26 protein-coding genes and 2 pseudogenes are annotated in these 26,111 nt (G+C 72.2%); 13 read left to right on the top strand and 15 right to left on the bottom strand.

The window, feature by feature from the left end; all coding sequences use genetic code 11:
• Window positions 1-155 precede the first annotated feature (155 nt).
• The 3 genes from JL475_RS01055 to JL475_RS01045 all read left to right on the top strand — a co-directional run bounded on the left by JL475_RS01055 (window position 156) and on the right by JL475_RS01045 (window position 1,990).
• Complete coding sequence (locus JL475_RS01055; RefSeq protein ID WP_202274032.1) at window positions 156-407, top strand: SHOCT domain-containing protein; 252 nt, start codon at window positions 156-158, stop codon at window positions 405-407.
• Window positions 408-581: 174 nt separating this feature from the next.
• Window positions 582-797: a Chromate resistance protein ChrB gene (locus tag JL475_RS41405; RefSeq protein ID WP_307824953.1), complete on the top strand. Its 216-nt coding sequence runs from the start codon at window positions 582-584 to the stop codon at window positions 795-797.
• Window positions 794-1,990, top strand: coding sequence for an MFS transporter (locus tag JL475_RS01045; RefSeq protein WP_237405854.1), 1,197 nt, complete (start codon window positions 794-796; stop codon window positions 1,988-1,990). Before JL475_RS41405 ends, JL475_RS01045 begins: the two co-directional genes overlap by 4 nt.
• 340 nt (window positions 1,991-2,330) lie before the next feature.
• On the opposite strand, the gene JL475_RS01040 is transcribed toward JL475_RS01045, so the two are convergent.
• Complete coding sequence (locus JL475_RS01040) at window positions 2,331-3,032, bottom strand: CBS domain-containing protein (RefSeq protein WP_307824924.1); 702 nt, start codon at window positions 3,030-3,032, stop codon at window positions 2,331-2,333.
• A 497-nt stretch (window positions 3,033-3,529) separates the two neighbouring features.
• Between JL475_RS01040 and JL475_RS01035 the strand changes: the two genes are divergently transcribed.
• From JL475_RS01035 to JL475_RS01025, 3 genes are all read left to right on the top strand, one after another.
• Window positions 3,530-4,957, top strand: coding sequence for a hemolysin family protein (locus JL475_RS01035; RefSeq protein WP_202274031.1), 1,428 nt, complete (start codon window positions 3,530-3,532; stop codon window positions 4,955-4,957).
• Window positions 4,954-5,967: a hemolysin family protein gene (locus JL475_RS01030; protein ID WP_202274030.1), complete on the top strand. Its 1,014-nt coding sequence runs from the start codon at window positions 4,954-4,956 to the stop codon at window positions 5,965-5,967. The genes JL475_RS01035 and JL475_RS01030 overlap by 4 nt, the downstream gene beginning before the upstream one ends.
• A 97-nt stretch (window positions 5,968-6,064) precedes the next feature.
• Entirely contained in the window at window positions 6,065-6,841 is a 777-nt protein-coding gene (locus tag JL475_RS01025; RefSeq protein ID WP_202274029.1) for an SGNH/GDSL hydrolase family protein, read from the top strand.
• Between the two features lie 149 nt (window positions 6,842-6,990).
• Here JL475_RS01025 and JL475_RS01020 read toward each other — a convergent pair whose 3' ends face one another.
• The 5 genes from JL475_RS01020 to JL475_RS41130 form a co-directional block, all read right to left on the bottom strand.
• On the bottom strand, window positions 6,991-7,263 hold the full coding sequence (locus JL475_RS01020) for a hypothetical protein (protein ID WP_202274028.1): 273 nt from the start codon (window positions 7,261-7,263) through the stop codon (window positions 6,991-6,993).
• Window positions 7,264-7,346: 83 nt separating this feature from the next.
• Window positions 7,347-8,000: a hypothetical protein gene (locus JL475_RS01015; RefSeq protein WP_202274027.1), complete on the bottom strand. Its 654-nt coding sequence runs from the start codon at window positions 7,998-8,000 to the stop codon at window positions 7,347-7,349.
• Window positions 7,997-8,545 (bottom strand): TetR/AcrR family transcriptional regulator, encoded by a 549-nt coding sequence (locus tag JL475_RS01010; RefSeq protein WP_202274026.1) that lies wholly within the window; start codon window positions 8,543-8,545, stop codon window positions 7,997-7,999. Before JL475_RS01010 ends, JL475_RS01015 begins: the two co-directional genes overlap by 4 nt.
• A 326-nt stretch (window positions 8,546-8,871) precedes the next feature.
• The gene (locus tag JL475_RS01005; protein ID WP_202274025.1) at window positions 8,872-10,311 is read right to left on the bottom strand and encodes an L-lactate permease; all 1,440 of its coding nucleotides are present in this window, start codon (window positions 10,309-10,311) and stop codon (window positions 8,872-8,874) included.
• Between the two features lie 352 nt (window positions 10,312-10,663).
• A complete protein-coding gene (locus tag JL475_RS41130; RefSeq protein ID WP_272932881.1) occupies window positions 10,664-10,795 on the bottom strand; it encodes a hypothetical protein in 132 nt (43 codons plus the stop codon).
• 336 nt (window positions 10,796-11,131) lie between these two features.
• Here JL475_RS41130 and proP point away from each other — a divergent pair, with 336 nt between their 5' ends.
• The 3 genes and pseudogenes from proP to JL475_RS00990 all read left to right on the top strand — a co-directional run.
• Window positions 11,132-12,520 (top strand): glycine betaine/L-proline transporter ProP, encoded by a 1,389-nt coding sequence (gene proP / locus JL475_RS01000; protein ID WP_237405851.1) that lies wholly within the window; start codon window positions 11,132-11,134, stop codon window positions 12,518-12,520.
• Between the two features lie 26 nt (window positions 12,521-12,546).
• A pseudogene (locus JL475_RS00995) lies at window positions 12,547-13,110 on the top strand (cytosine permease); the annotation flags it as partial.
• Window positions 13,099-13,273, top strand: a pseudogene (locus JL475_RS00990) (transposase); the annotation flags it as partial. The pseudogenes JL475_RS00995 and JL475_RS00990, both read left to right, overlap by 12 nt.
• A gap of 48 nt (window positions 13,274-13,321) precedes the next feature.
• On the opposite strand, the gene JL475_RS00985 reads toward JL475_RS00990, so the two are convergent.
• The 3 genes from JL475_RS00985 to JL475_RS00975 are packed head-to-tail and all read right to left on the bottom strand — an operon-like array spanning window position 13,322 to window position 14,966.
• Complete coding sequence (locus JL475_RS00985) at window positions 13,322-14,311, bottom strand: NAD(P)-dependent alcohol dehydrogenase (protein ID WP_202274023.1); 990 nt, start codon at window positions 14,309-14,311, stop codon at window positions 13,322-13,324.
• Entirely contained in the window at window positions 14,308-14,511 is a 204-nt protein-coding gene (locus tag JL475_RS00980; protein WP_307824952.1) for a helix-turn-helix transcriptional regulator, read from the bottom strand. The genes JL475_RS00985 and JL475_RS00980 overlap by 4 nt, the downstream gene beginning before the upstream one ends.
• Before the next feature lie 23 nt (window positions 14,512-14,534).
• Window positions 14,535-14,966 (bottom strand): hypothetical protein, encoded by a 432-nt coding sequence (locus tag JL475_RS00975; RefSeq protein WP_202274021.1) that lies wholly within the window; start codon window positions 14,964-14,966, stop codon window positions 14,535-14,537.
• Window positions 14,967-15,287: 321 nt separating this feature from the next.
• Between JL475_RS00975 and purB the strand changes: the two genes are divergently transcribed.
• Window positions 15,288-16,730 (top strand): adenylosuccinate lyase, encoded by a 1,443-nt coding sequence (purB, locus tag JL475_RS00970; RefSeq protein WP_202274020.1) that lies wholly within the window; start codon window positions 15,288-15,290, stop codon window positions 16,728-16,730.
• Window positions 16,731-16,826: 96 nt separating this feature from the next.
• Here purB and JL475_RS39675 read toward each other — a convergent pair whose 3' ends face one another.
• From JL475_RS39675 to JL475_RS00955, 4 genes are all read right to left on the bottom strand, one after another.
• Complete coding sequence (locus JL475_RS39675) at window positions 16,827-16,955, bottom strand: putative transporter small subunit (protein ID WP_258308787.1); 129 nt, start codon at window positions 16,953-16,955, stop codon at window positions 16,827-16,829.
• A 30-nt stretch (window positions 16,956-16,985) separates the two neighbouring features.
• Window positions 16,986-18,728 carry a sodium:solute symporter family protein gene (locus JL475_RS00965; protein ID WP_237405919.1) on the bottom strand — a complete coding sequence of 581 codons (1,743 nt, stop codon included), beginning with the start codon at window positions 18,726-18,728 and terminating at the stop codon, window positions 16,986-16,988.
• 595 nt (window positions 18,729-19,323) lie between these two features.
• Complete coding sequence (locus tag JL475_RS00960; protein ID WP_202274018.1) at window positions 19,324-20,046, bottom strand: ABC transporter permease subunit; 723 nt, start codon at window positions 20,044-20,046, stop codon at window positions 19,324-19,326.
• A 2-nt stretch (window positions 20,047-20,048) separates the two neighbouring features.
• Window positions 20,049-20,969, bottom strand: a complete 921-nt coding sequence (locus JL475_RS00955; RefSeq protein WP_202274017.1) for an ABC transporter ATP-binding protein — start codon at window positions 20,967-20,969, stop codon at window positions 20,049-20,051.
• A gap of 109 nt (window positions 20,970-21,078) precedes the next feature.
• Here JL475_RS00955 and JL475_RS00950 point away from each other — a divergent pair, with 109 nt between their 5' ends.
• The 3 genes from JL475_RS00950 (at window position 21,079) to JL475_RS00940 (ending at window position 24,211) form a co-directional block, all read left to right on the top strand.
• Window positions 21,079-22,248: a sensor histidine kinase gene (locus JL475_RS00950; RefSeq protein ID WP_202274016.1), complete on the top strand. Its 1,170-nt coding sequence runs from the start codon at window positions 21,079-21,081 to the stop codon at window positions 22,246-22,248.
• A 14-nt stretch (window positions 22,249-22,262) separates the two neighbouring features.
• Window positions 22,263-22,925, top strand: a complete 663-nt coding sequence (locus JL475_RS00945; RefSeq protein ID WP_202274015.1) for a response regulator transcription factor — start codon at window positions 22,263-22,265, stop codon at window positions 22,923-22,925.
• 128 nt (window positions 22,926-23,053) lie between these two features.
• Entirely contained in the window at window positions 23,054-24,211 is a 1,158-nt protein-coding gene (locus JL475_RS00940; RefSeq protein WP_202274014.1) for an ROK family transcriptional regulator, read from the top strand.
• Window positions 24,212-24,277: 66 nt separating this feature from the next.
• On the opposite strand, the gene JL475_RS00935 is transcribed toward JL475_RS00940, so the two are convergent.
• Window positions 24,278-25,039 carry a GntR family transcriptional regulator gene (locus JL475_RS00935; protein ID WP_202274013.1) on the bottom strand — a complete coding sequence of 254 codons (762 nt, stop codon included), beginning with the start codon at window positions 25,037-25,039 and terminating at the stop codon, window positions 24,278-24,280.
• Window positions 25,040-25,210: 171 nt separating this feature from the next.
• A complete protein-coding gene (locus JL475_RS00930) occupies window positions 25,211-26,101 on the bottom strand; it encodes an RNA polymerase sigma-70 factor (RefSeq protein ID WP_202274012.1) in 891 nt (296 codons plus the stop codon).
• Between the last annotated feature and the right edge of the window lie 10 nt (window positions 26,102-26,111).

Raw genomic sequence — 26,111 nt, 5'->3', positions numbered from 1 at the left:
CCCCCACCCGGTAGGGGCTGAACGGCCCACCGGCCCGGGACCATCCGGCCCCAGACCGCCCTGCCCGGCGGCGGCACGATGCAAGGGAAGGCAAGAAGTCGCCGGGTGCGCTTCCGTACCCGGCGACAGAACAAAGCCGAAGCAGGTGAGTGGCGATGATGTTCTGGTACGACCACGGCGTCAGCGGCTGGGGCTGGTTCGCGATGTCGGCCGGCATGATCCTGTTCTGGGCGCTGATCATCACCGTCGCCGTGCTGCTCTTCCGCGCCCTCAACCGGCCCACGCAGCACACCCGCACCCCGGCCGAGGACATCCTGCGTGAGCGGCTGGCCCGCGGGGAGATCGACGAGGACGAGTACCGGCGCCGCCTGAACGCACTGCACGCCGGCCCCCTCACCAAGCCCTGAAACCGCGGCCGCCGCAGCGCGGCGCAGCAGTCCTCCGCCGAAGGAGGCCCGTGATGAACGACCAGCACCACCATGGCGCGTGTGCGCTCGCCGCCGCGATCGTCGTGGTCGGAGCCCTGATCGTCGGCGCGTCATCAATGACGACCACGCCGGCGGGAGTGATCCGGACACCGCATCGGCGAGTTCACCCTGGCCGAGCCGGCAGAGGAGGAGCAGTCGCCGGCGCGGCTGCGGCGCCGGCATCGTGACCTGACGGCCCGCGACGTGTTCGGGGCGCCGGAGGCGGCAGGGGCGGACAAGCGGCTCAAGGAGTGTGCCATGGCCTGCGAGGACTACGCGGAGCGTGTCTTCGCGGCTCTCCACGAGGTGCCGGAGGCCGCCGGCCGATGAGTGGGACGACTGCCGCGGCTCCGGCCCGGCAGATGTGGCCGCTGTACGCGGCCGGGTTCACCACGGCCTTCGGCGCGCACGGCATCGCCGCGAACCTCGGCGGCTTCTCCGCGGACGCGGTCACTTCGCTGCTGGTGCTGGGCGGGCTGCTCGCCCTGTACGACGGCGCCGAGGTGCTCCTCAAGCCGGTCTTCGGCGCCCTCGCCGACCGGATCGGTGCCCGCCCGGTGCTGCTGGGCGGTCTTGTCGCGTTCGCGGTGGCGTCCGCGCTGTACGTGGTGGCGGACGGTCCCGGCTGGCTGTGGGCGGCCCGGCTCGGCCAGGGCGCCGCGGCCTCCGCCTTCTCGCCCTCCGCGTCCGCGCTGGTGGCCCGGCTCAACCCGGCGGCCGAGCACGGCCGCGCCTTCGGCGGTTACGGCTTCTACAAGTCCATCGGCTACACGCTCGGCCCGTTGCTCGGTGGTGTCCTGGTCCGGGGCGGCGGTCTGCGGCTGCTGTTCGCCGTCCTCGCGGTGCTCGGCGCGGTGGTCGTCGTCTGGGCCGCGCTCGCCGTTCCCGTCGTGCCGCCGCTGCCGAAGGCCCGGCAGACGGTGCTGGACCTGGCCCGGCGGCTCGCCGACCCGGCCTTCCTCGCCCCGACCTCCGCGCTCGCCGCGGCGACCGCCGCTCTCTCGGCCGGTGTGGGCTTCCTGCCCGTCTCCGGCCGCGCTGCCGGGCTGGGCACGGTGGCCACCGGAGCCGCGGTGTCGGTGCTCGCCGCATGCGCCGCCGTCGTGCAGCCGCGCGCCGGGCGGGCCCTGGACGAGGGACGCCTCACGATCCGCTCCGGTCTCGCCGTGGGACTCTTCGTCACCGCGGCCGGTCTGGCCTGTGCCATGCTGCCCGGCCTCACCGGTGTCCTGCTGGGTGCCGCCCTGATCGGCGCCGGCACGGGGCTGATCACCCCGCTGGGCTTCGCCGCCCTGGCCTCGTCGACCCCTCAGGAGCGCCTGGGCCAGACCATGGGCGCCGCAGAACTCGGACGCGAACTCGGTGACGCAGGTGGCCCGTTGCTGGTCGCCGCCGTTGCTTCCCTTGCCACGCTGACCTATGGCTTCGCCGCGCTCGGGCTTCTCATCGGGGCGGGTGCGGTGGTGGCGTTCGCCCACCGCCGCCCGGTGCCGGCCGAGCCCGTGACCGGGACCGACGGCTGAAGGGGCGCCGGGGCAGGGGGCTGCGACGCAGCGGGCACCGGGCGAGGAGCGGGGTGGCACCCGACTTGTCGGGCGGAGTCGGCACCGCGGCTACCACGTCGTCGACAGTGCACGCCCCGGCCCCGGGGCACCCGCCGTACAGACCGTCCGGCCGCGCACCTCCGGTTGGTGACCTCTACCTGAAACCCATGGTTCGGTGGGGCCTGAAGGTGTTCGAACCACTTGCCGCACTCGCTGAAAAGGGGCACCCGAAGACGGAGAGCGGCCTTGGGTGGGGACGGTCTCGGCCGGGATCTGCTTCGTACTGCACCCGGTGGTCGGCCCTCCCGGGGCAGAGCACTCAGCCCGCCCGGGCGGCGGCGAGGTGGGCGTCCACGGCGACGACACCGTCGACGCCCTGGCAGAGGCCCACGACCACCGGAACGAGCCGCGGTTCCGGGACGTGTCCCCGCAGGGTGACGGCCCCGTCCCGGACCTCGACGGCGACGGCGCCCTCGTCCAGGCCGAGGATGTGCCCCAGGACGTCCTGCTCGACCTCGCCGCGGATCTCGACGTCGGAGCGGATGAAGGCGTCGAGCAGGTCGCTGCGGGTGACGATGCCGGTGAGGAGGCCGTCGTCGCCGACCACCGGCAACTGCTTGACGTGCCGCCTGCGGAGTTCCCGCGCGGCCCGGGGAATCGTCCAGTCGGCCCGGGCGGTGAAGACGGGGCTGCTCATGAGCGCGCCCGCGGTCCGGGCCCGGGCCTTGCCCCAGGAGCGTTCGTCGTTCCCGTCCTGACCCTGCGGATCGGGCATGCCGGTCTCGTGCCGCAGCACGTCGGACGCGGACACGACGCCGACGGGAGCGCCGTCCTCGTCGACGACCGGGGCCGCGACGATGTCGTTCGCGTCCAGCAGGGCGGCGACCTCCTGGAGTGGTGTGGTGGGGCGGAAGGTGACGACCTCCTCGGTCATCACGTCACCGACCGTGCGGCGGTACAGCATGGCATCGGCCTCCTCCGCTGTGGAACGGGGCGGCCGCGCCCTCGCCGGCTCGTCCACGCCGTCCTCCCTACCCATGACAGCACCGCACCGCTCCGGCGACCAGTGACGTTCGGCCCGGCGGGGAGGCCGACGGTCCCGCGGCCAGGAGTGCGGCCGAGTGCGCGTGAGATGCCGGCGACCCGGGTGCCTGGCCCGTGCGCCTGCCGATGGGGACGACCAGGTTGCCCCCCCTGACCGCTCACTCAGCGTCATTGAGCTGCGGGCTTCAGCCGCGCATACGCGCCGGAGGAACGCCGGCGACGCTGGGGCGAACCTCTCCGGGAGGGCGGCCGGAGGCAAGGGCCGGGCATGACGGCGGACATCGGGCGACCCCTCGGGGCACCTTTGCTGACCCTTTACGCTAGGAGGGTCACTCGGTCATCCATGAAAGGTTGTGTGCGTCCGCCCATGGGCGAGCCTCCCAGTAGTACGCGACATCGCGGTCCCCGACAGAGCCGTACGCGACGTCGCGCGGTGGTCCACTTCCCGCCCGGCCACGGGACGGGGGCGGCCCGATGACAGAAGTACTCCTTCTCCTGGTCGCGATCCTGCTCTCCCTCGCCTGCGGCGCGTTCGTCGCGGCCGAGTTCTCCCTCACCACGGTCGAGCGGGCGGAGCTGGAACGGGCGGTCGAGCGCGGCGAGCGGGGTGCCGTCGGTGCGCTCAAGGCCGTACGGAACCTGACCTTCCAGCTCTCCGGGGCGCAGCTCGGCATCACGGTCACCAACCTGGTGGTCGGTATGCTCTCCGAACCGTCGATCGCCGCGCTGATCTCCGGCCCGCTGAGGGACATCGGTATCTCCGCCTCGGTGGCGAGCTCCCTGGCACTGGTGATCGGCACGGCTCTGTCGACCGTCTTCCTGATGGTGGTCGGCGAACTGGTGCCCAAGAACTGGGCGATCTCGTCACCGCTGGCCGTGGCCAAGAACGTGGGCAACGCTCAGCGCTGGTTCAGCGCCGCCTTCCGCCCCTTCATCACGCACCTCAACAACACGGCCAACCGCATCGTGCGCCGCTTCGGCGTGGAGCCCGCCGAGGAGCTGGCGTCCGCGCGCGGCCCCCAGGAGCTGGCGGCTCTCGCCCGGCACTCCGCCAAGCAGGGTGCTCTGGAGGCCGACACCGCGGAGCTGTTCGTCCGCACCCTGAACCTCGCCGACCTCAGCGCGGAGAACGTGATGACCCCCCGCGTGCAGGTCGTCGCACTGGAGGTCCAGGCGACCTGCGAGGACGTGGCGAACGCGACCCGGGCGACCGGGCTGTCCCGGTTCCCGGTGTACCGCGGCACCCTCGACTCGGTGGTCGGGACCGCGCACATCAAGGACGTGCTGACGGTGCCGGCCGAGCGCCGGGCTCGGGTCCCCGTGTCGGAGATGATGCGCGAGCCGCTGCTGGTCCCGGAGTCGCTCACCGTCGACCGGCTGCTGGACCGGCTCTCCGAGGGGCGCACCATGGCCGTGGTGATCGACGAGTACGGCGGTACGGCGGGCGTGGCCACGTTGGAGGACATCGTCGAGGAGGTCGTCGGCGAGGTCCGCGACGAGCACGATCCGCACGAGACGCCCGACCTGGCCCGGACCGGTTCGGACGAGGAGGGCCACGCCCTGTTCTCGGCCGACGGCTCCGCGCGCGTGGACCAGCTCGCGCGGGTCGGCCTGCGCGCGCCCGACGGGCCGTACGAAACCCTGGCCGGGCTGGTGGCCACCGAGCTGGGCCGGATCCCCGCCGTCGGCGACACCCTCGAGGTCGCCGACTGGCGGATGGAGGTCCTGGACGCGAGCGGCCGCCGCGCGGCGCGCGTCCTGCTGCACGCGCCACTCGCCGGCCCGCACCCGCCGGACGGGAGGGCGGACGGCAAGGACGGCAGGAAGGCTGCCGGCGCGCCGGACGGCCGGGTGAGCGGCCGGGCGAACGGCGAGGCGCGCGAGAAGGGGGCACGGCGATGACGGTCGTACAGCTGCTGATCGGTCTGGCGACGCTGGTCGTCAACGCCTTCTTCGTGGGTGCCGAGTTCGCGTTGATCTCGGTGCGCCGCAGCCAGATCGAGCCGTACGCCGAACAGGGCGAGCGGCGCGCCAGGAGCGTGCTGTGGGGCCTCGAGCACGTGTCCGCGCTGATGGCGGCGGCGCAGCTCGGCATCACGCTGTGCACCCTGGTCCTCGGCGTGGTCGCCGAGCCCGCCATCGCACATCTGCTGGAGCCGGTGTTCCACGCGGTGGGCGTGCCTCAGGGCGCGGGCCACGCGGTGTCCTTCGTGATCGCTCTGGCACTCGCGACGTATCTGCACATGCTGCTCGGCGAGATGGTGCCGAAGAACATCGCGCTCGCGGAGCCCGTGCGCAGTGCGCTGGTGCTGGGTCCGCCGCTGGTGGCCCTGTCCCGGGGGCTGCGCCCGGTGATCTTCACGGTCAACGCCTTCGCGAACACGCTGCTGAGGCTGCTGCGGGTCGAGGTGCGCGACGAGGTCGTGGCGTCCTTCTCCGACGCGGAGTTGGCGCAGATGGTGAAGGACTCCGGCGAGGCGGGCCTGATCGACGACCGCGCACAGGAGCGTCTGAACGACGCGCTGGAGCTGGGCCGCCGGCCGGTGCGGGACGTGGTGCTGCCGCTGGAGAGCGTGGTCTACGCACGCGTGGGCGTCACCCCGGAGGGGCTGGAGGAACTGTCGGCACAGTCCGGGTACTCCCGTTTTCCGGTGGTGGACGAGGGACGGCGGATCGTCGGCTATCTGCACGTGAAGGACGCCCTGGACGCCTCACCGCGCGACATGCCGTTCCTGCTGCGGGACATGCGTCCCATCGCCCGGGTGCGGGAGAACACGACGATGGACGACGTCCTCACCGCCATGCGGGGCAGCCGTACGCATCTGGCGGCCGTCCTCGGAACGGACGGGCGGCTGGCCGGGCTGGTGACGATGGAGGACGTACTGCAGGAGCTGTTCGGGCAGCGGGCCTGAGCGGGAGGGGCCGGGCGGACCGCCCCGACGGACCGTGGAACGGGGCGGGACACCGACCGACCGGCGGGTATGTGCACGGGATATCATCTCTGTCGCCATGCAGACGAACCCCACTCACACCAGCCTGGTCGCGGTCGGCGACTCCTTCACCGAGGGCATGTCGGACCTGCTGTCCGACGGCACGTACCGGGGCTGGGCCGATGTCCTCGCCGCGCGGATGGCGGCCGTCTCCCCCGGGTTCCGGTACGCCAACCTCGCGGTGCGCGGCAAGCTGATCCGGCAGATCGTCGAGGAGCAGGTGGACACGGCGGCGGCCATGCGGGCCGACGTGGTCACCCTGGTCGGCGGGCTCAACGACACCTTGCGGCCCAAGTGCGACATGGGCCTGGTACGGGATCTGCTGACCGAGGCGGTGGAGCGGCTGGCCCCGCACTGCGGGCAGCTGGTGCTGATGCGCAGCCCGGCCCGCCAGGGGCCCGTGCAGGAGCGTTTCCGCCCCCGTATGGAGGCGCTGTTCACCTGCGTCGACGAGCTCGCCGAACGGCACGGCGCCCTGGTCGTCGACCTGTACGGGGCGCCCTCGCTCGGCGACCCGCGGCTGTGGGACGTGGACCGGCTGCACCTGACCGCCGACGGGCACCGCCGGGTCGCCGAGGCGGTGTGGCAGACGCTGGGGTATCCGCCCGAGGACCCCGAGTGGCAGCTGCCCCCAAAGGCCACGCTGCCGCCGAGCTGGCCGGCCCGCCGGGTGGCGGACGCCCGGTTCGCACGGCAGCACCTGCTTCCGTGGATCGGCCGCCGCCTCACCGGCCGCTCCTCGGGCGACGGCCTGCCGCCGAAGCGCCCCGAACTGCTGCCGTACTCCGACCGGTGACACCGAGGACGCCGAAGGGGTGAGGGCGTCGGGGGCATCGGGGGGCGCTCGCCGTTTCCCGTGGTTCGCCTCGTGGTTTCCCCCCGAATCACCCGGTGGAGTCGGCCTGCACGGATCGCCAGTGGTCTGCGTGGACTTCTCACCATTTCTCACGTGGGAGCTTTTCGATCCACGCCGTGGAAGACGTCCGGCGCCGCCGCAGCGTCCCGCATGCCCTCGGCTCCGATCCGGACGTACCCACGCTTCGCGAAGGCCGCATTCGTGTGGCCTGCCCAGGCGGCGAGCTGTTCGTCCGTCTCCGCTTCCAGTGCGGCCCGCATCAGGTGCTGGACCGGCTCGGGCAGCAACCCGCCCTCGCCCCTCGGCCGCGGCCCCTCCCCACGGACCTGCTCGGCCGCGAGCGCGGCCTGCTCCTCCAGCAACGCGGGCGGAGGGCGGGGCGGACCGGGCCGCGGGGTGTCGGTGAGGTGTCGTCGCCCAGCGGCCCGGCGCTGGGGCTCCGGGCTCAGGGCCGGCGGCCGAGGGCTGCGCCGAGCGCGGCGATCCAGACGAGCAGCAGGGGCAGTGAGACGAACGCCATCGCGGTCAGGGAGGTGGCCGGCAGCAGGTAACCGATGCCGGACGCGGTGATCGTGACGGCGAGGGCCCAGCCGGTGACGGCCTCCCAATGCCGCAGCAGTGAGCCGTGCCGCGAGGCCGCGCAGGCAGCGGCAGCGAGCGCGGCGAGCGCGAACATCTTGACGCCGTCCACGCGCTGGACCACCTCGAACAGTGTGCCGGTCCTGCCCGGTGACGCCGGATCGGCTCCGGACACGGCGATCAGTTCCAGGGCGAGCTGCACGAACGCGAGTGCGCCCGCGGCCGTCCCGGCCCGTCCGGCGAAGCGAGCCGTGGCGTTGCCGGTCCGGCGGGCCCAGCCGAGCAGCCCGGACCCGACGACCGCCAGGCCGGCGGCCGCCACACCGTGCACGAGCAGCGCCTGGGCGATCGCCTGGACCGGACGGTCGGCGTACGCGGCCGCGATCCGGGCGTGTGTGTCGCCGACTTCGGGTGTGGCGCCCCAGGCGACGGCGAGCCCGACGATCCATGCCGCGGCGTGTGTGTATCCGGCGGCGCGGGAGGCGGTGGCGGTGGCCGGCCCCGTAGCGATCACGGTCATGCGGTCTCTCCCTGGTTTTTGTCGTGGATGGCACGGGCGAACGCCTCGCAGCCGACTCGCCACGCGGCGTCCAGGTCGGCGCCGGGCGGGAAGCGGCCGTCGAGTTCGAGCACGGCCATGCCGTGCGCGAACGCCCAGAGCGAGCGCGCGATGTCGATGTCGCCGTGCGCCGCGCGGACCAGCGGCATCGCCGCGCGGTCCTCGAGCCCTTCGGGCAGGGCGGTGCGGGCGAGCGGCCGGGTGTGGGTGATGCGGTAGAGGTGCGGGTTGGCGAGGGCGTGCCGCCGGTAGGCGCGGGCGAGCGCGGGCAGGGGCGGTTCGACGCCGACCTCGGCTTCGGTGGCCTCCAGTTCCTGTGCCAACTGGGCCATGCCCTGCGCCTGGAGGGCGGCCTCGACGGCGGCCTTGTCGGGGAAGTGCTTGTACAGGGACGGTGCCCGGATGCCGACGCGCTCGGCGATGCGCCGCATCGACAGCGCGTCCGGCCCTTCGGTCTCGAGCAGCTCCCGGGCGGCGGCCGTGATCTCCTGCACGCGGTCAGCCACGGCGCGCCGTCCGCGCGGTGGTGGTGGGTCGGCCGGGGCCGGGGACGGGCCGGGTGCTGCCGGTGGTCGTGGTCGTGCCAGTGGTCACGGTGGTCCTTCCGCGTCGGACTGATCCGATGCGGCTAACGGTGTTAGCCGCATGGCCGTCACCCTACGGCTAACACCGTTAGCCGTCAATCCCGGTGGGTACCGAACTCCGATCAGGCCGCTGGGCCGGGCGCCTCCCGTACCACGCCCTCACGCGAAGTCGCCCCCTCGTGAACCCCGTCGCTCCAGCAGCACGATTCCCGCCCTCACGCCCTGCTGGACGGGGTTCCTTCCGAAGTTCAGGCAAGGCTCAGGACGATGACGCCGAGGACGAGCACTGTCGCGGCGACGGCGCCGAGCAGTATGGCGCTCATGGCTCGTGGGAGGCGTTCACCGGGAGCGAGTGCGACACCGACAGCTAGGGCGATCCTCGGTGGTGAAGCGATGATGGCGAAGGACCCGGCGACGTTCTGCCCGGCGAGCGCGATCAGCGGATCCGCGCCGAGGCCGGTGGCGACGGTCGTGGTGGCGGGGGAGAACATCGCGGCGGCGCCCGTGTTCGAGCCGGTGAGGTAGCCGCCGAGAGCGCCCATGGCGGGGATCGCGGCGACGAAGCCGGAGCCGGAGTGCTCCGCGGTGGCGGCAAGATGCTCGGCCATACCGGTCGCGGCCATGACGATCCCGAGGACGATGAACACGAGCGCGTTCCCGGCGATCGGCACCCATCGCCTCAGCCCGTACCGCACCAGGCGCCACCGGTCGGCGGCGGGCAGACCGGCGGTCGCGACGGCGACAGCGGCGGCGACGACCAGCCAGAGCGCAGGGCTCGCGGTCCATTCGATCGCGTCATGGGCGCCCGTAGCCGCGAGCAGGCCCCTCGTGGCAAGGATGCCGCCGACGATGACGAGGTACGGCACGACGGCTGTGAGGAGCGGCCGGGACATGCGCGGCAGCGGGCCGTTGCCGACCCGGGTGACGACGAGGAGACCGGCGATGACCACGGCTGCGGCGAGAACGCCGGCCAGTGGCGTCCCGACCGTGAGGTTCGCCACGAGCAGGGCACCCCATTCGGCAAGGACGACCGCGGCGGCCAGAACGAGCTGACGCGGGGTGGGCCGGCCGAGATTGAGGCCCAGCACCGCGACCATGCTGACCACGAGTATCGGCAGGCTGAGCAGCGCCGACCACACCCCGAGCCGGGCGAAGTCCTGCCCGCCGAGCTGCGCGGCGATGAGGGTGCCTGGCCCGAGGGAGCCCCACGGAACCAGCACCAGGCCGAGCATCCCGGAGACGACGGCCTTGACCGGGGTCAGGCCGAGGCGGATCAGCAGCGGGGCGGTGATGACCACGCCCAGGCCGAAGCCGGTGACCGATTCCATGAACGGCGTCATCCCGTAGACGAGCAGCAGCAGCGTCACGGTGCGGTCGGCACCGGTCTCGGCGCCCTCCAGCCAGGCGGCGATCCGGTCCTGCGCACCACCGCGGGTCATCGCTTCGGCCAGTCCGACCCCGCCGAGCAGGAGGACCGCGATTTCCACGACGGTCGGGGCCATCCCCGAGGCGGCGGCCCCGACCTGTGGGCCTTCGAGCGGAAAGCAGACAACGGCACCGGCCAGCGCGACGACCAGACCCACGACGCCGGCCCACAGCGAGGCCAGACGGAACGCGAGCAGGGTCAGGACGACGAGGACGGGCGCGAGAGCGACGAGGAAACCGACCGTATCCGGGTCCGGGGTCATAGCACGCTTTCGGCGCCGTCGAGCCGGGCGTTCAGCACCGTGGCGGCAGCATGGGCGGGTGCGGCTCTGTGTTCGGCCGTGTTCACGCGGATGTGGTTCGGGTCGATGCCTGTGCCTGCAGAGGCCGGGGGTGCGCAGCCGGTGAACATCTGTTGCTCCTCATGGTGGATCAGCGGGTGGGCGGGCGTGCGTGGTCGAGGGCTTGGTCGAGGTCGGCGATCAGATCCTTCCGGCAGCAGGCACGAGTTCACCGTCGCCGGGGGCGTGCGCAAGGCCCACTGTCCGAGTCGGTTTCGCTCCCGTCGTGGACGGCCCGTCTCGCCACCCGCACAGGGCTGGTACGAGGGGCGTGTCACTCGGAGACCTTCAGCACGGCACGAAAGCGGGTCCTGACGGCCATCATCCTGTCGTACGCCTCGCGGCCCTGGTCGAGGGGGAGGATCTCGATCATGGGGCGGGCGTCGGTGCGGGTGCCGTACTTCACGGCCGCTTCCAGCGCGTTGACGTCGGTGAACCCTGCCCTTGCCGAAAACGTCGTCCGACGATATGCGGCGAGTGGACGCGAGATGGCTCACAGAGGACGGCTGGTCGGGCGACTGCGGGGAGGGGCTGCGTGCCTGCCCACCCGGCATTTGAATGCATGCTGCAACTGAACGCATACCGCCCGTACGGGTACCAAGTGCACCTATCGTCGCTTCCCCGGACCGCCCGACAGCGCCGCCGCGCGGATCCCGTCCCTGTCCCCGTCGAAAGGTAGGCGAGCGACGTTTTGTCGACTTCCCCAGTCGCCGCTCCCCCAGCCGGCACTTCCACAGCCGCCATGTCCGAGTCCTCACCCATGTCGCAGGAGACCGGAACCGCACAGGCGCCCACCGTCACCGACCCCGCGCTCGTCCGGCGTGCCGTGAAGGCCGCCGCCCTGGGCAACGCGATGGAATGGTTCGACTTCGGTGTCTACAGCTACCTCGCGGTCACGCTGGGCAAGGTCTTCTTCCCCTCGGGCAACCCCACCGCCCAACTGCTCTCCACGTTCGGCGCCTTCGCCGCGGCCTTCCTGGTCCGCCCGCTGGGCGGCATGGTCTTCGGTCCGCTCGGTGACCGCGTGGGGCGGCAGAAGGTCCTCGCCTTCACCATGATCATGATGGCGGTGGGCACCTTCGCGATCGGCCTGATCCCCTCCTACGCCACGATCGGCGTCGGCGCCCCGATCCTGCTGCTGGCGGCACGTCTGGTGCAGGGCTTCTCCACCGGCGGCGAGTACGCCGGCGCCTCGACCTTCATCGCCGAGTACGCGCCGGACCGACGCCGGGGTTTCCTGGGCAGCTGGCTGGAGTTCGGCACGCTGGCCGGGTACATCGGCGGTGCCGGCCTGGTCACGCTGATGACCGCGCTGCTCTCCTCCGAGGACCTGCTCTCCTGGGGCTGGCGCCTGCCGTTCCTCATCGCGGGCCCGATGGGCGTCATCGGCCTCTATCTGCGCATGCGCCTGGAGGAAACCCCGGCGTTCGCGGCCGAGGTCGAGAAGGCGGAGACCGAGCGCCCGAAGGTGCCGCTGCGCGAGATGGTCACCGGCCAGTGGCGGGCGCTGCTGCTGTGCGTGGGCCTGGTGCTGGTCTTCAACGTCACCGACTACATGCTGCTGTCGTACATGCCGACCTACCTCACCGGTGAACTCGGCTACGACGCGACGCACGGTCTGCTCGTCGTGCTCGGCATGATGGTGCTGATGATGATCGTCCAGCCCTTCGCCGGTGCGCTGACCGACCGGGTCGGCCGCCGCCCGGTGATCGCAGCCGGCTGTGCGGGTTTCCTGCTGCTGTCCATACCGGCCCTGCTGCTGATCCGCGAGGGCAGCCTGCTCGCGGTGGCGGTCGGGATGGGCGCTCTGGGGCTGCTGCTGGTCTGCTTCACCGCCACGATGCCCTCCGCCCTCCCGGCGCTGTTCCCGACGCGGGTGCGCTACGGCTCCCTGTCCATCGGCTTCAACGTCTCGGTGTCGGTGTTCGGCGGGACCACCCCGCTGGTGGTCACGGCGCTGATCGGCGCGACTGGCGATGTGATGATGCCCGCCTACTACATGATGGTGGCGGCCGTGATCGGCGGGTTCGCGGTGTGGCGCATGGCCGAGTCGGCGGGGCGCCCGCTGCCCGGTTCGCCGCCGTCCCTGGAGGCCGGGGAGCAGCGGTCCCCACGGGCCGCGGCGCGTTGAGGAGCGCCCTGAGCGGGGAGCCGACGGGTTCTGTCGGCGGCGCCGGCATCGTCGTCCTGCCGATGGTGCGCATGGGCGCGGTGACGGCGGTCTCCGCGCCGGACCTCGCCCCGGCCGCCGACCCGGTCTCCTTCCTCGGGAAGATCCTGCCGACCTGCCTGGATCGCGGTGCCGTATCTGGTGATCGCGTTGATCGGCATGCTGCCGATCAACGCGATGTCGATGTACTCGGCCGACTTCACCGCGCAGACCCTCGGCTTCCGGGTGCCGCGCCACTGGGCGGTGTCGGTCAACGCCGTGATCTCGCTGCTCTTCGGCAGGGTGCCGGTGCTGGTGGCGACCGGCTTCATGGGTTCGTTCGTCGCTTTCCTGTCGCTGCTCGCGGTCGTCTTCGCCGCCTGGATCGGCGTCTTCGGCGCGGACATGCTGCGGCGTACGGAGTGCGACGGTCAGGCCATGGCCGACACCACCCGCGCTGGCTCCTACCGGTACCGGGACGGCTTCTCCCCCGCCGCGGTCACCGCTTGGGCGACGGCCTCGCCGCGGGGCCGATGTTCACCACGTCCGCCTGGTCCGCCGGCCCGCCGGCCAAGGTCGACCTCCGCGACGTGTTCGACGCGATCCTCTACGTGAACCGCACCGGAATCCCCTGGGAATACCTCCCGCGCGAAGGAGGGACGCAAGCCCGAACCGACCGCCTCCGCCACCGACACCCAGAGCGTGAAGACCTCCACCAGCGCGCCCGTGACCAGCCATCGGCCGTCGCCTCGGGGCTGTCGACCGTCATCGGATGCACCTCTGTCAGGACTCGCCGCGGGACATCGATCCCGGCGCCCCGGAATCGACCGTGATGACGAGCTTTCCGGGCGCGTTGCCCGCCGCCAGGTCACCCACCGCGGTGGAGGCCTCCGCCAGGGAGTAGGTGCGCCCGACGGCCGGTCGCACGGCCCCGGCCTCGATGAGGTCGCGCAGCACGTCCAGGTCGGCGGTGCGGGTCAGTGCGAGCAGCGTGTCCAGGCGCCGGCGCGTGAACAGGGTGATCAGCCGGGCGGCCGGCAGCCGGCCGAGCCCGCCGAACCACCGACCACCGCCCTCGCCGCCGACGAGGACGAGCCGGCCGCGCTCGGTGAGCAGCCCGCGCAGCAGGGCCAGCGGCCGGAGGCCCGCGATGTCGATGATCAGATCGTACGTCCCGGTGAGCGGCTCGCGCGTGTAGTCGATGACGGCCCGGGCGCCCAGCGACCGGACGAGGTCGGCCTTGGCCGTGCTGCACACGGCGGTGACATGGGCGCCGCCGACGACCGCGAGTTGCGTCGCGAAGCTGCCCACTCCGCCGCCAGCGCCGATGACCAGCACCTTCTCGCCGGCGGTGACCCGACCGACGGCCCGCAACGCGGTCACCCCTGACACGGGTGTGGCCGCCGCTTCGGTGAAGCTCAGGTTGGCGGGCTTGCGGGCGAGCTTGCCCGGGCGGGCGAGCGCGAACTGCGCGTACGCGCCGGTCGCTTCGCCGTACACCTCGTCGCCGGGGCGAAACGCGGTCACGTCGGCGCCGACGGACTCCACTACGCCGGCCACGTCCATGCCCGGCACGCGGTTGCGGGGCCGGCGCAGGCCGAAGCCGAGGCGACCGATGAGCGGCAGCCCGGTCATGAGGTGCCACACGCCGTAGTCGACGCCGGCCGCGTGCACCCGGATCAGCACCTGGTCGGCGCCGGGCGTCGGGATCGGGACCTCGCCGAGGCTCAGCACGTGCGGCGGGCCGTACTCGTCCTGGACGATCGCCCTCATGAGGGGTCTCCTTCGGTGTCGGGGTACTGGAAGACCTCGTCGAGTCCGACCCGGAACACCCGGGCGATGCGGAACGCCATTTCCAACGAGGGGGAGTAGCGGCCCTGTTCGATCGCGATGATGGTCTGGCGGGTGACGCCGACCCGGTCGGCCAGCTCGGCCTGGGTCATCTGGTCGTGCGCGAACCGCAGGGCCCGGATCGTGTTGGTGACCCGCGTCGGCTTCACCACGTCTGGAAGCCGCCCTTGCGGTACGCCACGATCTTGGCGGACGAGCTGAGCACCGCGGACAGCACGAACGCCAGGTAGACGGCGTTGGCGATCCAGAAGTGGCGCAGCTCGGCGATGGCCAGGATCAGTGCGGCGAGCGCGCCGACGACGACCATCGACTGCCCGATGCGCTCGCTGACCTGGTTGATCTCACGGTCTCGCTCGTCGGTGCGGTCGGCGCCGGGGCCGCCCACGACGGCCATCGCGATGTGGGCCACGATCGCGGCGACGATGGCGCCGCCGATGGTCCACAGCAGGGTTCCCGCGTAGGCGACGTCGGTGAGCGGGCCGCCGCCGGCCCGGCCCAGGACGGTCGCCGCGTAGAGCGTGTACGCGGCCAGGGAGACCAGGATCATCACCCAGGCGCGCTTTTCCTCGAAGGCCATGCCCGCTCCTCGTGTAAAACAAAGCTGACATCAGCCAATGTAAAGCGCACCGGACACCATGTCAAAGTTTATTTACACGCCCGGTCGGCGACGCCACGGCCCTCGCCGCGGTGCTGCTGCCAAACGTCCGCAGTCGGCCGGACGGCGCAGGTCGCACCGGCCCGACCTCGTCGGAAGAGCCGCAGGATCTGGCTGCTCCGGTTCGCGCCGCAGGGGCTGTGTGGGAGACGACGACCACTGGAACGGAAGGCGTCCGACCTGGGCTTCCGGACTGCGTGGACGGTTCGGAGTCCCCTTGGCCGCCGGGTAAACTCCGTACACGTGACTGCTGCGCCCGCCAAGCCCCGTATCCCGAACGTTCTCGCCGGACGTTACGCCTCCGCCGAGCTCGCCACGCTCTGGTCGCCCGAGCAGAAGGTGAGGCTGGAGCGGCAGCTCTGGCTCGCCGTGCTGCGGGCCCAGAAGGACCTCGGCATCGAGGTGCCGGACGCGGCGATCGCCGACTACGAGCGTGTCCTCGACCAGGTCGACCTGGACTCCGTCGCCGAGCGCGAGAAGGTGACCCGGCATGACGTGAAGGCGCGGATCGAGGAGTTCAACGACCTCGCCGGGCACGAGCACGTGCACAAGGGGATGACCTCCCGCGACCTGACCGAGAACGTCGAGCAGCTGCAGATCCGGCTCTCGCTGGAGCTGATGCGCGACCGTACGGTGGCGGTGCTGGCCCGGCTCGGCAGGCTGGCCGGTGAGTACGGCGAGCTGGTCATGGCCGGCCGTTCGCACAACGTGGCGGCGCAGGCCACCACCCTCGGCAAGCGGTTCGCCACCGCCGCCGACGAGCTCCTCGTCGCGTACGGCCGGCTGGAGGAGCTGCTGGGCCGTTACCCGCTGCGGGGCATCAAGGGCCCTGTCGGCACGGCGCAGGACATGCTGGACCTGCTGGGCGGCGACGCGGCGAAGCTCGAGGAGCTGGAGCGGCGGACCGCCGGTCACCTGGGTTTCGCGGAGGCGTTCACCTCGGTCGGCCAGGTCTACCCGCGGTCGCTGGACTACGAGGTGGTGACCGCGCTGGTGCAGCTGGCGGCGGCGCCCTCGTCACTGGCGAAGACGATCCGGCTGATGGCCGGACACGAGCTGGTCACCGAGGGGTTCAAGCCGGGCCAGGTCGGTTCGTCCGCCATGCCGCACAAGATGAACACCCGCTCCTGCGAGCGCGTCAACGGCCTGATGGTGATCCTGCGCGGCTACGCCTCGATGACCGGGGAACTGGCGGGAGACCAGTGGAACGAGGGCGACGTGTCCTGCTCGGTGGTGCGCCGGGTGGCGCTCCCCGACGCGTTCTTCGCGCTCGACGGTCTGCTGGAGACGTTCCTGACGGTGCTCGACGAGTTCGGTGCGTTCCCGGCGGTCGTCGCCCGGGAGCTGGACCGCTACCTGCCGTTCCTGGCCACCACCAAGGTGCTGATGGGCGCGGTGCGCGCGGGTGTCGGCCGTGAGGTCGCGCACGAGGCGATCAAGGAGAACGCCGTGGCGACGGCCCTCGCCATGCGTGAGCAGGGCGCCGAGCGCAACGACCTGCTGGACAAGCTCGCGGCCGACGGGCGTATCCCGCTCGACCGGTCCGAACTCGACGCGCTGATGGCGGACAAGCTGTCCTTCACGGGCGCCGCGAGTGCCCAGGTCGCCGCCGTCGTCGGCCGTGTCGACGCCATCGTCAAGCAGCATCCGGAGGCCGCCGGTTACACCCCGGGGGCGATCCTCTGACCCGCTCGGTCCAGGGCTGAGGGCCCGAGATGTGCGAGCCGTGTCCTCCGGCACCCGGCGGGGTGCCGGAGGACACGGCTCGCGCGCGACCAGAGGTCAGATCATGTCCCGGCCGTTGCGGCGGGCGTCGGCCCACTCGCGGAAGAACCCACGGCTGATCACGAACAGGATGACGGCCACGATGACGGGCCACATCAGGACGTAGACGCTCAGGGCGGCGGTCACTGTGCCTCCTCTCGACTTGCTCGGTGCGACTTACTTGGTGGGTGCGACGGGCTCGGGCTCGCGTCCGCCCGGTGCTGCCGAGGGGGCCGGCGCCGGGCTCGGGACACCGGGCGTCTCACCGTTCCCCTCGGCGGTCGCCGCGGCGTCCCCGTCGTCGAAGTTGCCGGTGCGTTCCGCGATGACGGAGAAGTCGAAGCTCTCCCCCTGCCGCGCGGACATGGCCCAGCAGATGACGGTGCTCACCGAGTAGGCGACGAGCGAACCGCACAGCGTCGCGTACTCGTGCAGGGATCCGATCGCGAACGGCGCGGAGACCAGTACGGCCAGCACACCGACGATCTTCCCTGCCTTGACGCCCAGGAAGCCGAACACCATCAGGCCGAGGACGACACCGATGCCGAGGACGGCCAGCACGTCCACGACGATGCCGAAGGCGCCGTCCACGGGGATCCAGCTGAAGCGCACGGGCAGGAACACCGCGAGCGCCGCGAGCACCGAGGTGGTGAACGCCTTGCTGGTGACCTTCTCCCAGTAGAAGCTGGCCAGCACCGGGAAGACGAGCGCGCCCCACAGCGCGCCGACGAAGACGAGCAGATCGAGGATGCTCAGCCGCAGACTGGCGAACGTCACGGCCAGCGCGGTGGCCACCACCATGGTGAGCCGGCCGACCAGCAGCATCGTCTTCGGGTCGGCCTTCTTCTTGCCGGCCACGCCCCGGCCGTAGATGTCGGCCATCGTGATCGACGAGAGGGCGGCGAGGTCGGCGTCGGCGGTGGAGGACAGCGCGCCGACGATCATGATGAAGAAGAGGGCCAGCAGCGCGGGCGGCAGATAGGTGGCGGCCATCTCGGGGATGAGGTTGTTCAGGTCGCCGCCGGTCGGCTCGAAGCCCAGGTAGAGGGCGAGCACGCCGAGCATGCCGACGCCGATCACCATGCCGCCGTAGCCGATGGTCGCGGTGATGAAGGTGGGCTTGATCAGGCTCTCCTTCACCGCGAACAGGCGCTGGGCGATGGTCTGGTTGCCGATCGCGTAGGCCAGCACCGCGGCGATGTAGGGGGCGCCCTGCCCCATGAAGGCCTCGCTGGAGAAGAAGTTCCCCTGCTGCGGGGTCAGGTTCGCCGCGCCGGTCTCGAACGCGGCCGGGAAGCCGGCCGCGAAGAAGATGAACGGGACGATCACGGCGACGGCGCCGAGCATCGCCACGACCTGCACGAAGTCGGTCATGACGGAGGCGCGGAATCCGGACCACAGGGTGTAGAGCAGGACGCCCGCGGCGACGCAGAGGACGCCCTGGATGAAGTTGAACGGCGACAGGAGCGAGATCAGCACACCGCCGGCGATGAAGTTCGACATCAGGCTGATGAGGCTGCCGACGACGTTGGAGCCCGCGAGCATCAGCTGGCTGGAGCGGCCGTGGCGGGCGTACATGACTTCCGCCAGGGTGTGCGCCTTGGGGGCGACGGCGCGGATGCGCTTGCCGAAGGGGTAGATGAAAAGGATCATCAGGGCGCCCCAGAGCCCGTAGTGGATGGGGCCCGAGATGCCGTAGGTATAACCCGACGTGGCGGAGGCGTACATCGAGGCCGCCCAGATCCACGTCGCCGTCATGCTGGCGGCCGAGATGCCGAATCCGATGTTGTTACCAGCAGTCATGTACCCGTCGGCGTTCTCCTCCTTCTTGCCGATCCGGGTCGAGATGAGAAAGGTCCCTCCGTAGAAGAGGACCAGGAGACCAACGACAATCACGGCGCTGAACTGGGCCGTTTCCATGCCGTCCAACGGACGTACCTCCTTCGTCTCACGGAGCCCGGCGCCGACGACGGCACCGAAGGGCTCGCTCGAGGCCTGCCGAACGCATCCGCGCACCATGGGCGCAGAGCGCGCTCCCTCCCGATCACCCGACGCCTCATCGCGCGAGCCGGGGAGCTCACAAAACTGCGGGCCCCTTTGGACCCGCAAACCAGTCGCAGGGCGACAACTTCCACTGGCGGCGGCGCTCTTCGGTCGCACCGAGATGCGCGGCTGGCCGCCCTCAAGCCCTGCCAGGCAGACAGCAGATGTTTACACTTCAATACTCAATCTGTCTACCTTCGCAGTGATCACATCACCCTCTTTGCAGCTCTTTCTTTACAAGTCGCAACTGCGACGGGCTACCGGATTCCTCGCCGTTTGCCTGGTATGTGACGTGGGTTACGCGGCCGGTCGCACGTCAAGGCGGCGTCTCCGTGATCACCGCCGTCGGCGACGGGCCGTGCTCCGCCGGGAAGGGGCGGAGCACGGCCCGACGGCGATGTGCTGTGCGATGCTCGTGGATCCAGTGCGCCCGTCACCACCGGCGCTTGACGTCGTGTCAGCCCACTGCCCGTCAGACGTCCCGGCGCCGCAGGCTCCACGCCCCCGCCAACAGGGCGGCCGCGGTCCACAGCGCGGTCACCGCGAGCCCCGACCAGGGGCCCAGCGGCCCCTCGTGGGTCTGCTGGAAGACCAACTGTCCGGCCCGATCGGGCAGGAAGTCGACGACGGGACCGGCCGCGTCGCCGATCACGAAGGACACGACGACGATGAACGGGATCAGCACGGACAGTGTGGCCACCCCGCTGCGCAGCAGGGTCGTGAGGCCCGCGGCGAACAGGGCCATCAGCATGAGGTAGACACCGCAGCCCACGACCCCGCGCACCTGCTCGCCCCCGGTGAGGCCGTCCGCCAGGGAACCCAGTCCCGCGCGTGCCGCGAGGAGCGCGGCGAGGGCGGTCAGCAGCCCGGCGACGAGCGCCGGTACGGCGATCGCCACCACCTTGGCGACGAACCAGCGGCCGCGCTGCGGAACCGCCGCCAGCGAGAGCCGCAGGGCGTCGCCCCGGAACTCCGACGACACGGCCACGACGCCGAAGGAGATCGCGGCGATCTGGCCCGGCATGACGCCGGACAGGGAGATGTACAGCGGGTCGAAGTCGTCCGGCATCTCCGAGACACCGGCGAGCGCGGAGAACGCCGTGGTCACGGCGAACAGCGCCAGGAGGGCCCCGGGGAGCGAGCGGAGCGTGCGGATCTTCAGCCACTCGGACCGGAGTACGGGTGCGAACTGCATGGTCAGGCCTCCTGGGGCTGTGCGGTGAACTCGGTCTCGGCCGCGGTCAGGTCCAGATAGGCCTGCTCCAGCGTGCCCTCGTCCGCCGCGAGTTCGAGGATCGGCACCCCTGCGGCGGAGGCGAGGCGTCCGATGTCGTCCACCCGCGCGTCCGCCACGGTCCAGTGCCCGTCCGGGTGTTCCGCCATGGCGTGCCCCTCCCGGGCGAGCGCCTCCTTGAGGGCGGTGGGGTCGGAGGTGCGGACGCGGACGGTGGGCCGCACACGTGCGCGGATGAACTCCCGCACCGGGGTGTCGGCCAGCAGCCGGCCCCGCCCGAGGACGACCAGGTGGTCGGCGGAGGCGGCGGTCTCGTTCATCAGGTGGCTGGAGACCAGGACGGTCCGTCCCTCGTCCGCGAGGCGGCGCAGCAAGGTGCGGATCCACACGATGCCTTCCGGGTCCAGGCCGTTGGAGGGCTCGTCGAGCATGACCACCTCCGGGTCGCCGAGCAGCGCGGCGGCGATGCCCAGCCGCTGGCGCATGCCCAGGGAGTACGTCCGCACCCGGCGGCGGGCCGCCGGACCCAGGCCGGTCTCCTCCAGCACCTCGTCGACCCGGCGGTCCGGGATGCGGTTGCTCGCGGCCAGGACACGCAGGTGGTCACGGCCGGTGCGGGAACCGTGCGCGGCCTGCGCGTCGAGCAGGGCGCCGACGTGGCGCAGCGGCTCGAGCAGCGTGGCGTAGGCGCGCCCGCCGATGGTGGCGGAGCCGGACGTCGGGTGGTCGAGGCCGAGCACCAGCCGCATGGTGGTGGACTTCCCGGCGCCGTTGGGGCCGAGGAACCCGGTGACACGGCCGGGCGGGACGCGGAAGGTGAGGTGGTCGACGGCGCGTCGGGTGCCGTACTCCTTGGTGAGGTTCTGGACGTCGATGCTGGTCATGTGCACCAGCGTGGCCGCGGCCCGGGGGCCGGCGCCTCCCCCGCGCGGGGAGAGGATCTCCCCCGGGCGGGGGAGGCCGGTCGCCGGGGGCGGCTGGCACCATGACGCCATGCCCACCGTCCTGCGTCCGCTCCTGCGCGGGGTGACGTACACCCGCATCCTGCACCTGTGGGTGACCGTGCTGCCGTTCAGCATCTGGATCTTCATCTATCCGTCGACACCGTGGGCGCCCGCGCTCGTGCTGATCCCGCTGGGGCTGGTCCCGGCGGTGCGCAGGGGCGAGGGCGTACAGGCCCGGCTGCTGCTGGCGTCCGACGAGCTGGACTCGGAGTTCTCCGAGGAGCCGTCGGCGACCTGGCGGGACCGGTGGCGGACCGTGCTGTGGCTGGTGGTGCGGGTGGTGCTGGCGATGGTGACGATGGCCGCCACCACCTGGCTGCCGTTCCTGGCCTACGGCTCGGGCCACATGGCCATGGGACACGCGGTCGAGGGCGTCCCCTTGCTGGAGGGCGCGTCGCCGCATTGGGCCTACGCGCTGCTGATCCCGGTCCTCCTGGTCCTGCTGTACGCGGTGGTGGTGGGCCTCGGCGAGCTGGTCACCGTCGCCGCGCGCCGTCTGCTCGGCCCCTCCCCCGCCGAACGCCTGGCCGTCATGGAGGCCAGGACCGAGCAGCTCCTGGAGCGCACCCGCATCGCACGCGAGCTGCACGACTCCATCGGCCACGCCCTGACGGTCGCCGTCGTGCAGGCCGGCGCCGCGCGGGCGGCGGGCGACCCCGCCTTCACCGACCGGGCGCTGGCCGCCGTCGAGGAGACCGGCCGGGCCGCCCTGGAGGACCTGGAGCGGGTCCTCGGCGTTCTGCGCGAGGCGCGGAAGCCGGTGAGCAGCAGGCCCACGCTCGCGGACGCGGACCGCCTGCTGGAGTCCGCCCGGGCCTCCGGGGCGAAGGTCGACGCCGAGGTGACCGGCCCGGTGGACACCGTGTCCGGCCCGGTCTCCCGCGAGGGCTACCGCATCCTGCAGGAGTCGCTGACCAACGCGCTGCGGCACGCGGGGACGGTTCCCGTGCGGGTCCGGATCCGCGTCGCCGAGGGCACCCTGCTCCTGGAGGTCCGCAACCCGCTGCCGGGGGACGTGCCCGGCCCCGGGCGCGGCAGCGGGCTGCGCGGCATACGGGAGCGCGCAGCCCTGCTCGGGGGCCGCGCGCGGACGGGGCCGGACGGGGACGACTGGGCGGTGCGGGCCGAACTGCCGTTGGCCGGAGCCGAGATGCGTTGATCTAGGCTGGCCGGATGCCGGTCACCGTTCTGCTCGTCGACGACGAGCCCCTCGTGCGCGCGGGGTTACGCGCCGTTCTGGAAGCGCAGCCCGACCTCGAGGTGGTCGGGGAGGCGGCCGACGGGGCGGCGGTGATCCCGCTGGTGCGGCGGCTGCGGCCGGACGTGGTCGCCATGGACGTGCGCATGCCGCTGCTGGACGGGATCGAGGCCACGCGCGCGCTGCTGCGGACGGTCGAGGAGCCGCCGAAGATCCTCGTGGTGACGACGTTCGAGAACGACGAGTACGTGTACGAGGCGCTGCGCGCCGGGGCCGACGGGTTCCTGCTGAAGCGGGCGCGGCCGGCGGAGATCGTGCACGCGGTGCGGCTGGTCGCCGAGGGTGAGTCGCTGCTGTTCCCCGCCTCGGTGCGCCGGCTCGCGGCCGAGTACGGCGACGACGGCGGCAATCGCGCGGCGCGGGACGTGCTGGAACGGGCGCGGCTGACCGAACGCGAGGCGGAGGTGCTGCGGCTGATGGCCCGGGGGCTGTCGAACGCGGAGATCTCCGCCCGGCTGGTGGTGGGCACGGAGACGGTGAAGTCGCATGTGAGCGCCGTGCTGGCGAAGCTCGGGGCGCGCGACCGCACGCAGGCGGTGATCGCGGCGTACGAGTCGGGGTTCGTGGCGCCGGGATGAGCCGCCTCCCCGGGCGGGCCGGAGCGGCTGCCCGCGGGGCGGACCGCGGGGTTCCGCCCGGAGGTCGCCGGGGTGTGCCGCGCCGAGTACCATCCGGCCCACACGCGTACGAGCTGGGAGGACGAACGGTGGGTCGGCTGACCGGCGGGGATCCCTCGCTGTTGCGGAGGATCAACTCCGCGGTGGTGCTGCACGCGTTGCGGGCCACGGGCTGCGCGACGCTGACCGAGGTCACCAGGGTGACGGGGTTGTCACGGCCCACCGTCGAGGGCGTCGTGGAGGGCCTGATCGAGGCGGGTCTCGTCGTGGAGGCGGCGGCCGAGGAGGGGGCGACGCGGCGGCAGGGACGGCCGGCCCGGAGGTTCCGGTTCCGGGCCGAGGCCGGGCATCTCCTGGGCCTGGAGATCGGGCCGCACCGGGTGGCCGCGCTGCTGACCGATCTGGACGGCCGGGTGATCGGCGCCCAGGCCAAGGAGGTCGGTGAGCGGGTCGACGCCGACGGGCGGTTGGAGCGGCTGCGCGCCGCCGTCGCCGAGTTGCTGCGCCGGGCCGGGGTGCCGCGCGACTCGCTGCGGGCCGTGGGCGTGGGGACGCCCGGGATCGTCGAGGCGGACGGCACGGTACGGCTGGGCACGGCGCTGCCCGGGTGGACGGGGCTGGGGCTGGGCGAGCGGCTGAGCCGGTCCTTCACGTGCCCGGTGCTGGTCGAGAACGATGCCAACGCGGCGGTCGTGGCCGAACACTGGAAGGGCGTCGCCACCGGGACCGACGACGTGGTGTTCGTACTGGCCGGGCTGAGTCCCGGCGCCGGTTCACTGATCGGGGGGCGGCTGCACCGGGGGTACGGCGGGGCGGCCGGCGAGATCGGGGCGCTGCACCTGCTGGGCCGCGGGGCGACCCCCGAGAAGTTGCTGTCCACCACGGACGAGCCGCTGCACCCGCTCGACGAGCAGGCGGTGGCCGAGGTCTTCGCCCGGGCCCGCGAGGGCGACAAGCGGGCCCTCGCGGCCATGGACCGCTTCATCCAGCGGCTGGTCCACGACGTGGCGGCGCTGGTGCTGGCCCTCGACCCGGAACTCGTCGTGATCGGCGGCTGGGCGGCGGGGCTGGACGGGGTCCTGGAGCCGCTGCGGCGTGAACTGGCCCGCTACTGCCTGCGTCCGCCGGAGGTCGCTCTGTCCCGTCTCGGGGAGGCGGCGGTGGCGACGGGCGCGGTGCGGCTCGCCCTGGACCATGTGGAAGAGCAACTCTTCGCTGTGGAAGGCACGGTGACGGCCCGCCGGTAGGCGGCGGTCGGACGGCCCCGCCGCCGGTCCCGCCCCGCCGACCCCGCCCCCCGGAACGTCCGGCGTTCAGGAAGCTCGGCGGTCGGACCCGTGGTGGATCTCCACGCCTCCGGAGTCGCCGAAGGTCAGCCGGCAGGTGTCCGCGCGGTAGGTGGCCACGGAGAGCGCGCAGACCCGGCCCCGGGCGATGAAGCGGGTGGTGACGACGAGGACGGGCGCGCCCGGCAGGCGGTCCAGCTCCCTGGCCTCGTCCGCGCGGGCGGAGCCGAGCTCCACCGCGTTCTCGTGCCGCTCCAGCTCCAGGTGGCGCAGTTCCCGCAGTACCGCACGCGCGCGTGCCGCCCCGGAGGGGGCGTCGATGGCGGAGAGGCCGGGCACCGAGGCCGCCGGGACGTACAGCAGTTCGGCGGCGACGGGCCGGCCCTGGGACACCCGGGACCGTCGAACGGTGTGCACGGACTCGTCCCGGCCGGTCACCAGGGCCTCGGCGACGGCCGCGGGCGGCGCCTCGAGCGTGCAGTCCAGGGTCTGCCAGGCGTCGTCGGGCCCGCCCGGCCAGGCGTGCTGCGCCGTACCGACGGCCACACCCATGCGCGGCGGGGCGACGGTGGTGCCCACACCGCGGCGGCGCTCCAGCCTGCCTTCGAGTTCCAGCTGCTCCAGCGCCTGGCGCAGCGTGGCACGGGCCACGCCGAAGCGGGCGGCGAGGTCGCGCTCGTTGGGCAGGACCTCGCCCACGGAGAACTCCGAGTCCAGCGCCTCGCTGAGCACGGTCCTGAGGTGCCAGTACTTCGGTTCCGGCACCGTGTCCAACTGCGTGGTCCCCACCCTGTCCTCCGCGATCGTCAGGTCCGGTGGCGTTTTCGCGCCCTTGTTTATTAAAGGTTGTTTCACTTATCTGCGACCATATGGCGGCCACCACCCTTGGTCAATACCAATCGGACATAACGAGGGGGCCGCGCCGGAGGGCGCGGACCCCGTCGCCGGGCGACCGAATCCCTACCGGTCCGCCATCAGCGAACGCAGTTTGTCGGGGTTGCGGATGACGTAGACCGCCTGGACACGCCCGTCGGCGACATCCAGCTGGACGACGGAGTCGGGCGCGCCGCCGACGAGGAGCAGCGCCGCGGGGCCCCCGTTGAGTTCCAGGAAGCGGGCCGAGAAGTCGTCCCCGAGGCTCTTGCGGGCGACGCCGAGGACGAAGCGGCCCACCTTGTCGGCGGTCTCCAGGACGCGCAGCGCGGCGGAGACCTTGCCGCCGCTGTCGCCGACGAGACGCACGTCGGGGGCGAGCAGTTCCAGGAGCCCCTCCAGATCACCGCCGGCCGCCGCCGCCAGGAACCGCTCGGTCAGTTCGCGGCGCCGGACGGGGTCGACCTCGTAGCGCGGACGCCGGTCCTCGACGTGCTTGCGGGCCCGCGTGGCGAGCTGGCGCACCGCCGGTTCGCCGCGGTCGAGCATGGCGGCGATGTCGGTGTAGGGGTAGCCGAACGCCTCACGCAGGACGAACACCGCTCGCTCCAGCGGGGACAGGGACTCCATGACGACCAGGACGGCGAGCGAGACCGAGTCGGCGAGCACCGCCTGCTCTGCGGTGTCCGGGGCGGTGTCGCCGAAGTCGGTGGCATACGGCTCGGGCAGCCACGGGCCGACGTACGTCTCGCCCCGCGTCTTGATCTGACGCAGCCGGTCGATGGCGAGGCGGGTGGTGACACGTACCAGGTAGGCGCGCGGCTCGCGGACGTCGGACCGGTTCCCGCCCGCCCAGCGCAGCCACGCCTCCTGAACCACGTCCTCGGCGTCGGCCACCCGGCCGAGCATGCGGTAGGCGACCCCCTGGAGGACGGGACGGTGCTCCTCGAAGGCATCGGTCACGGTGTCGGTGCTCACCTCTCCATCC

The sequence above is a fragment of the Streptomyces sp. M2CJ-2 genome (assembly GCF_016757295.1).
In the GTDB taxonomy this organism is placed as follows: domain Bacteria; phylum Actinomycetota; class Actinomycetes; order Streptomycetales; family Streptomycetaceae; genus Streptomyces.
Note: the sequence above shows the minus strand (reverse complement) of the source record. Positions and strands in the feature narration are given on the sequence as shown.

What these genes read in the sequence shown, in the direction of transcription:
- JL475_RS01005 (WP_202274025.1), bottom strand. Translation starts at nt 10,311, where the DNA reads ATGACCCCGGACCCGGATACGGTCGGTTTCCTCGTCGCTCTCGCGCCC.
- JL475_RS00955 (WP_202274017.1), bottom strand. Translation starts at nt 20,969, where the DNA reads ATGACCAGCATCGACGTCCAGAACCTCACCAAGGAGTACGGCACCCGA.
- JL475_RS01030 (WP_202274030.1), top strand. Translation starts at nt 4,954, where the DNA reads ATGACGGTCGTACAGCTGCTGATCGGTCTGGCGACGCTGGTCGTCAAC.
- JL475_RS01055 (WP_202274032.1), top strand. Translation starts at nt 156, where the DNA reads ATGATGTTCTGGTACGACCACGGCGTCAGCGGCTGGGGCTGGTTCGCG.
- JL475_RS00945 (WP_202274015.1), top strand. Translation starts at nt 22,263, where the DNA reads ATGCCGGTCACCGTTCTGCTCGTCGACGACGAGCCCCTCGTGCGCGCG.
- JL475_RS00985 (WP_202274023.1), bottom strand. Translation starts at nt 14,311, where the DNA reads ATGAGGGCGATCGTCCAGGACGAGTACGGCCCGCCGCACGTGCTGAGC.
- JL475_RS01035 (WP_202274031.1), top strand. Translation starts at nt 3,530, where the DNA reads ATGACAGAAGTACTCCTTCTCCTGGTCGCGATCCTGCTCTCCCTCGCC.
- JL475_RS00950 (WP_202274016.1), top strand. Translation starts at nt 21,079, where the DNA reads ATGCCCACCGTCCTGCGTCCGCTCCTGCGCGGGGTGACGTACACCCGC.
- JL475_RS00965 (WP_237405919.1), bottom strand. Translation starts at nt 18,728, where the DNA reads ATGGAAACGGCCCAGTTCAGCGCCGTGATTGTCGTTGGTCTCCTGGTC.
- JL475_RS00975 (WP_202274021.1), bottom strand. Translation starts at nt 14,966, where the DNA reads ATGGCCTTCGAGGAAAAGCGCGCCTGGGTGATGATCCTGGTCTCCCTG.
- JL475_RS01045 (WP_237405854.1), top strand. Translation starts at nt 794, where the DNA reads ATGAGTGGGACGACTGCCGCGGCTCCGGCCCGGCAGATGTGGCCGCTG.
- JL475_RS01025 (WP_202274029.1), top strand. Translation starts at nt 6,065, where the DNA reads ATGCAGACGAACCCCACTCACACCAGCCTGGTCGCGGTCGGCGACTCC.
- proP (WP_237405851.1), top strand. Translation starts at nt 11,132, where the DNA reads ATGTCCGAGTCCTCACCCATGTCGCAGGAGACCGGAACCGCACAGGCG.
- JL475_RS00960 (WP_202274018.1), bottom strand. Translation starts at nt 20,046, where the DNA reads ATGCAGTTCGCACCCGTACTCCGGTCCGAGTGGCTGAAGATCCGCACG.
- JL475_RS01015 (WP_202274027.1), bottom strand. Translation starts at nt 8,000, where the DNA reads ATGACCGTGATCGCTACGGGGCCGGCCACCGCCACCGCCTCCCGCGCC.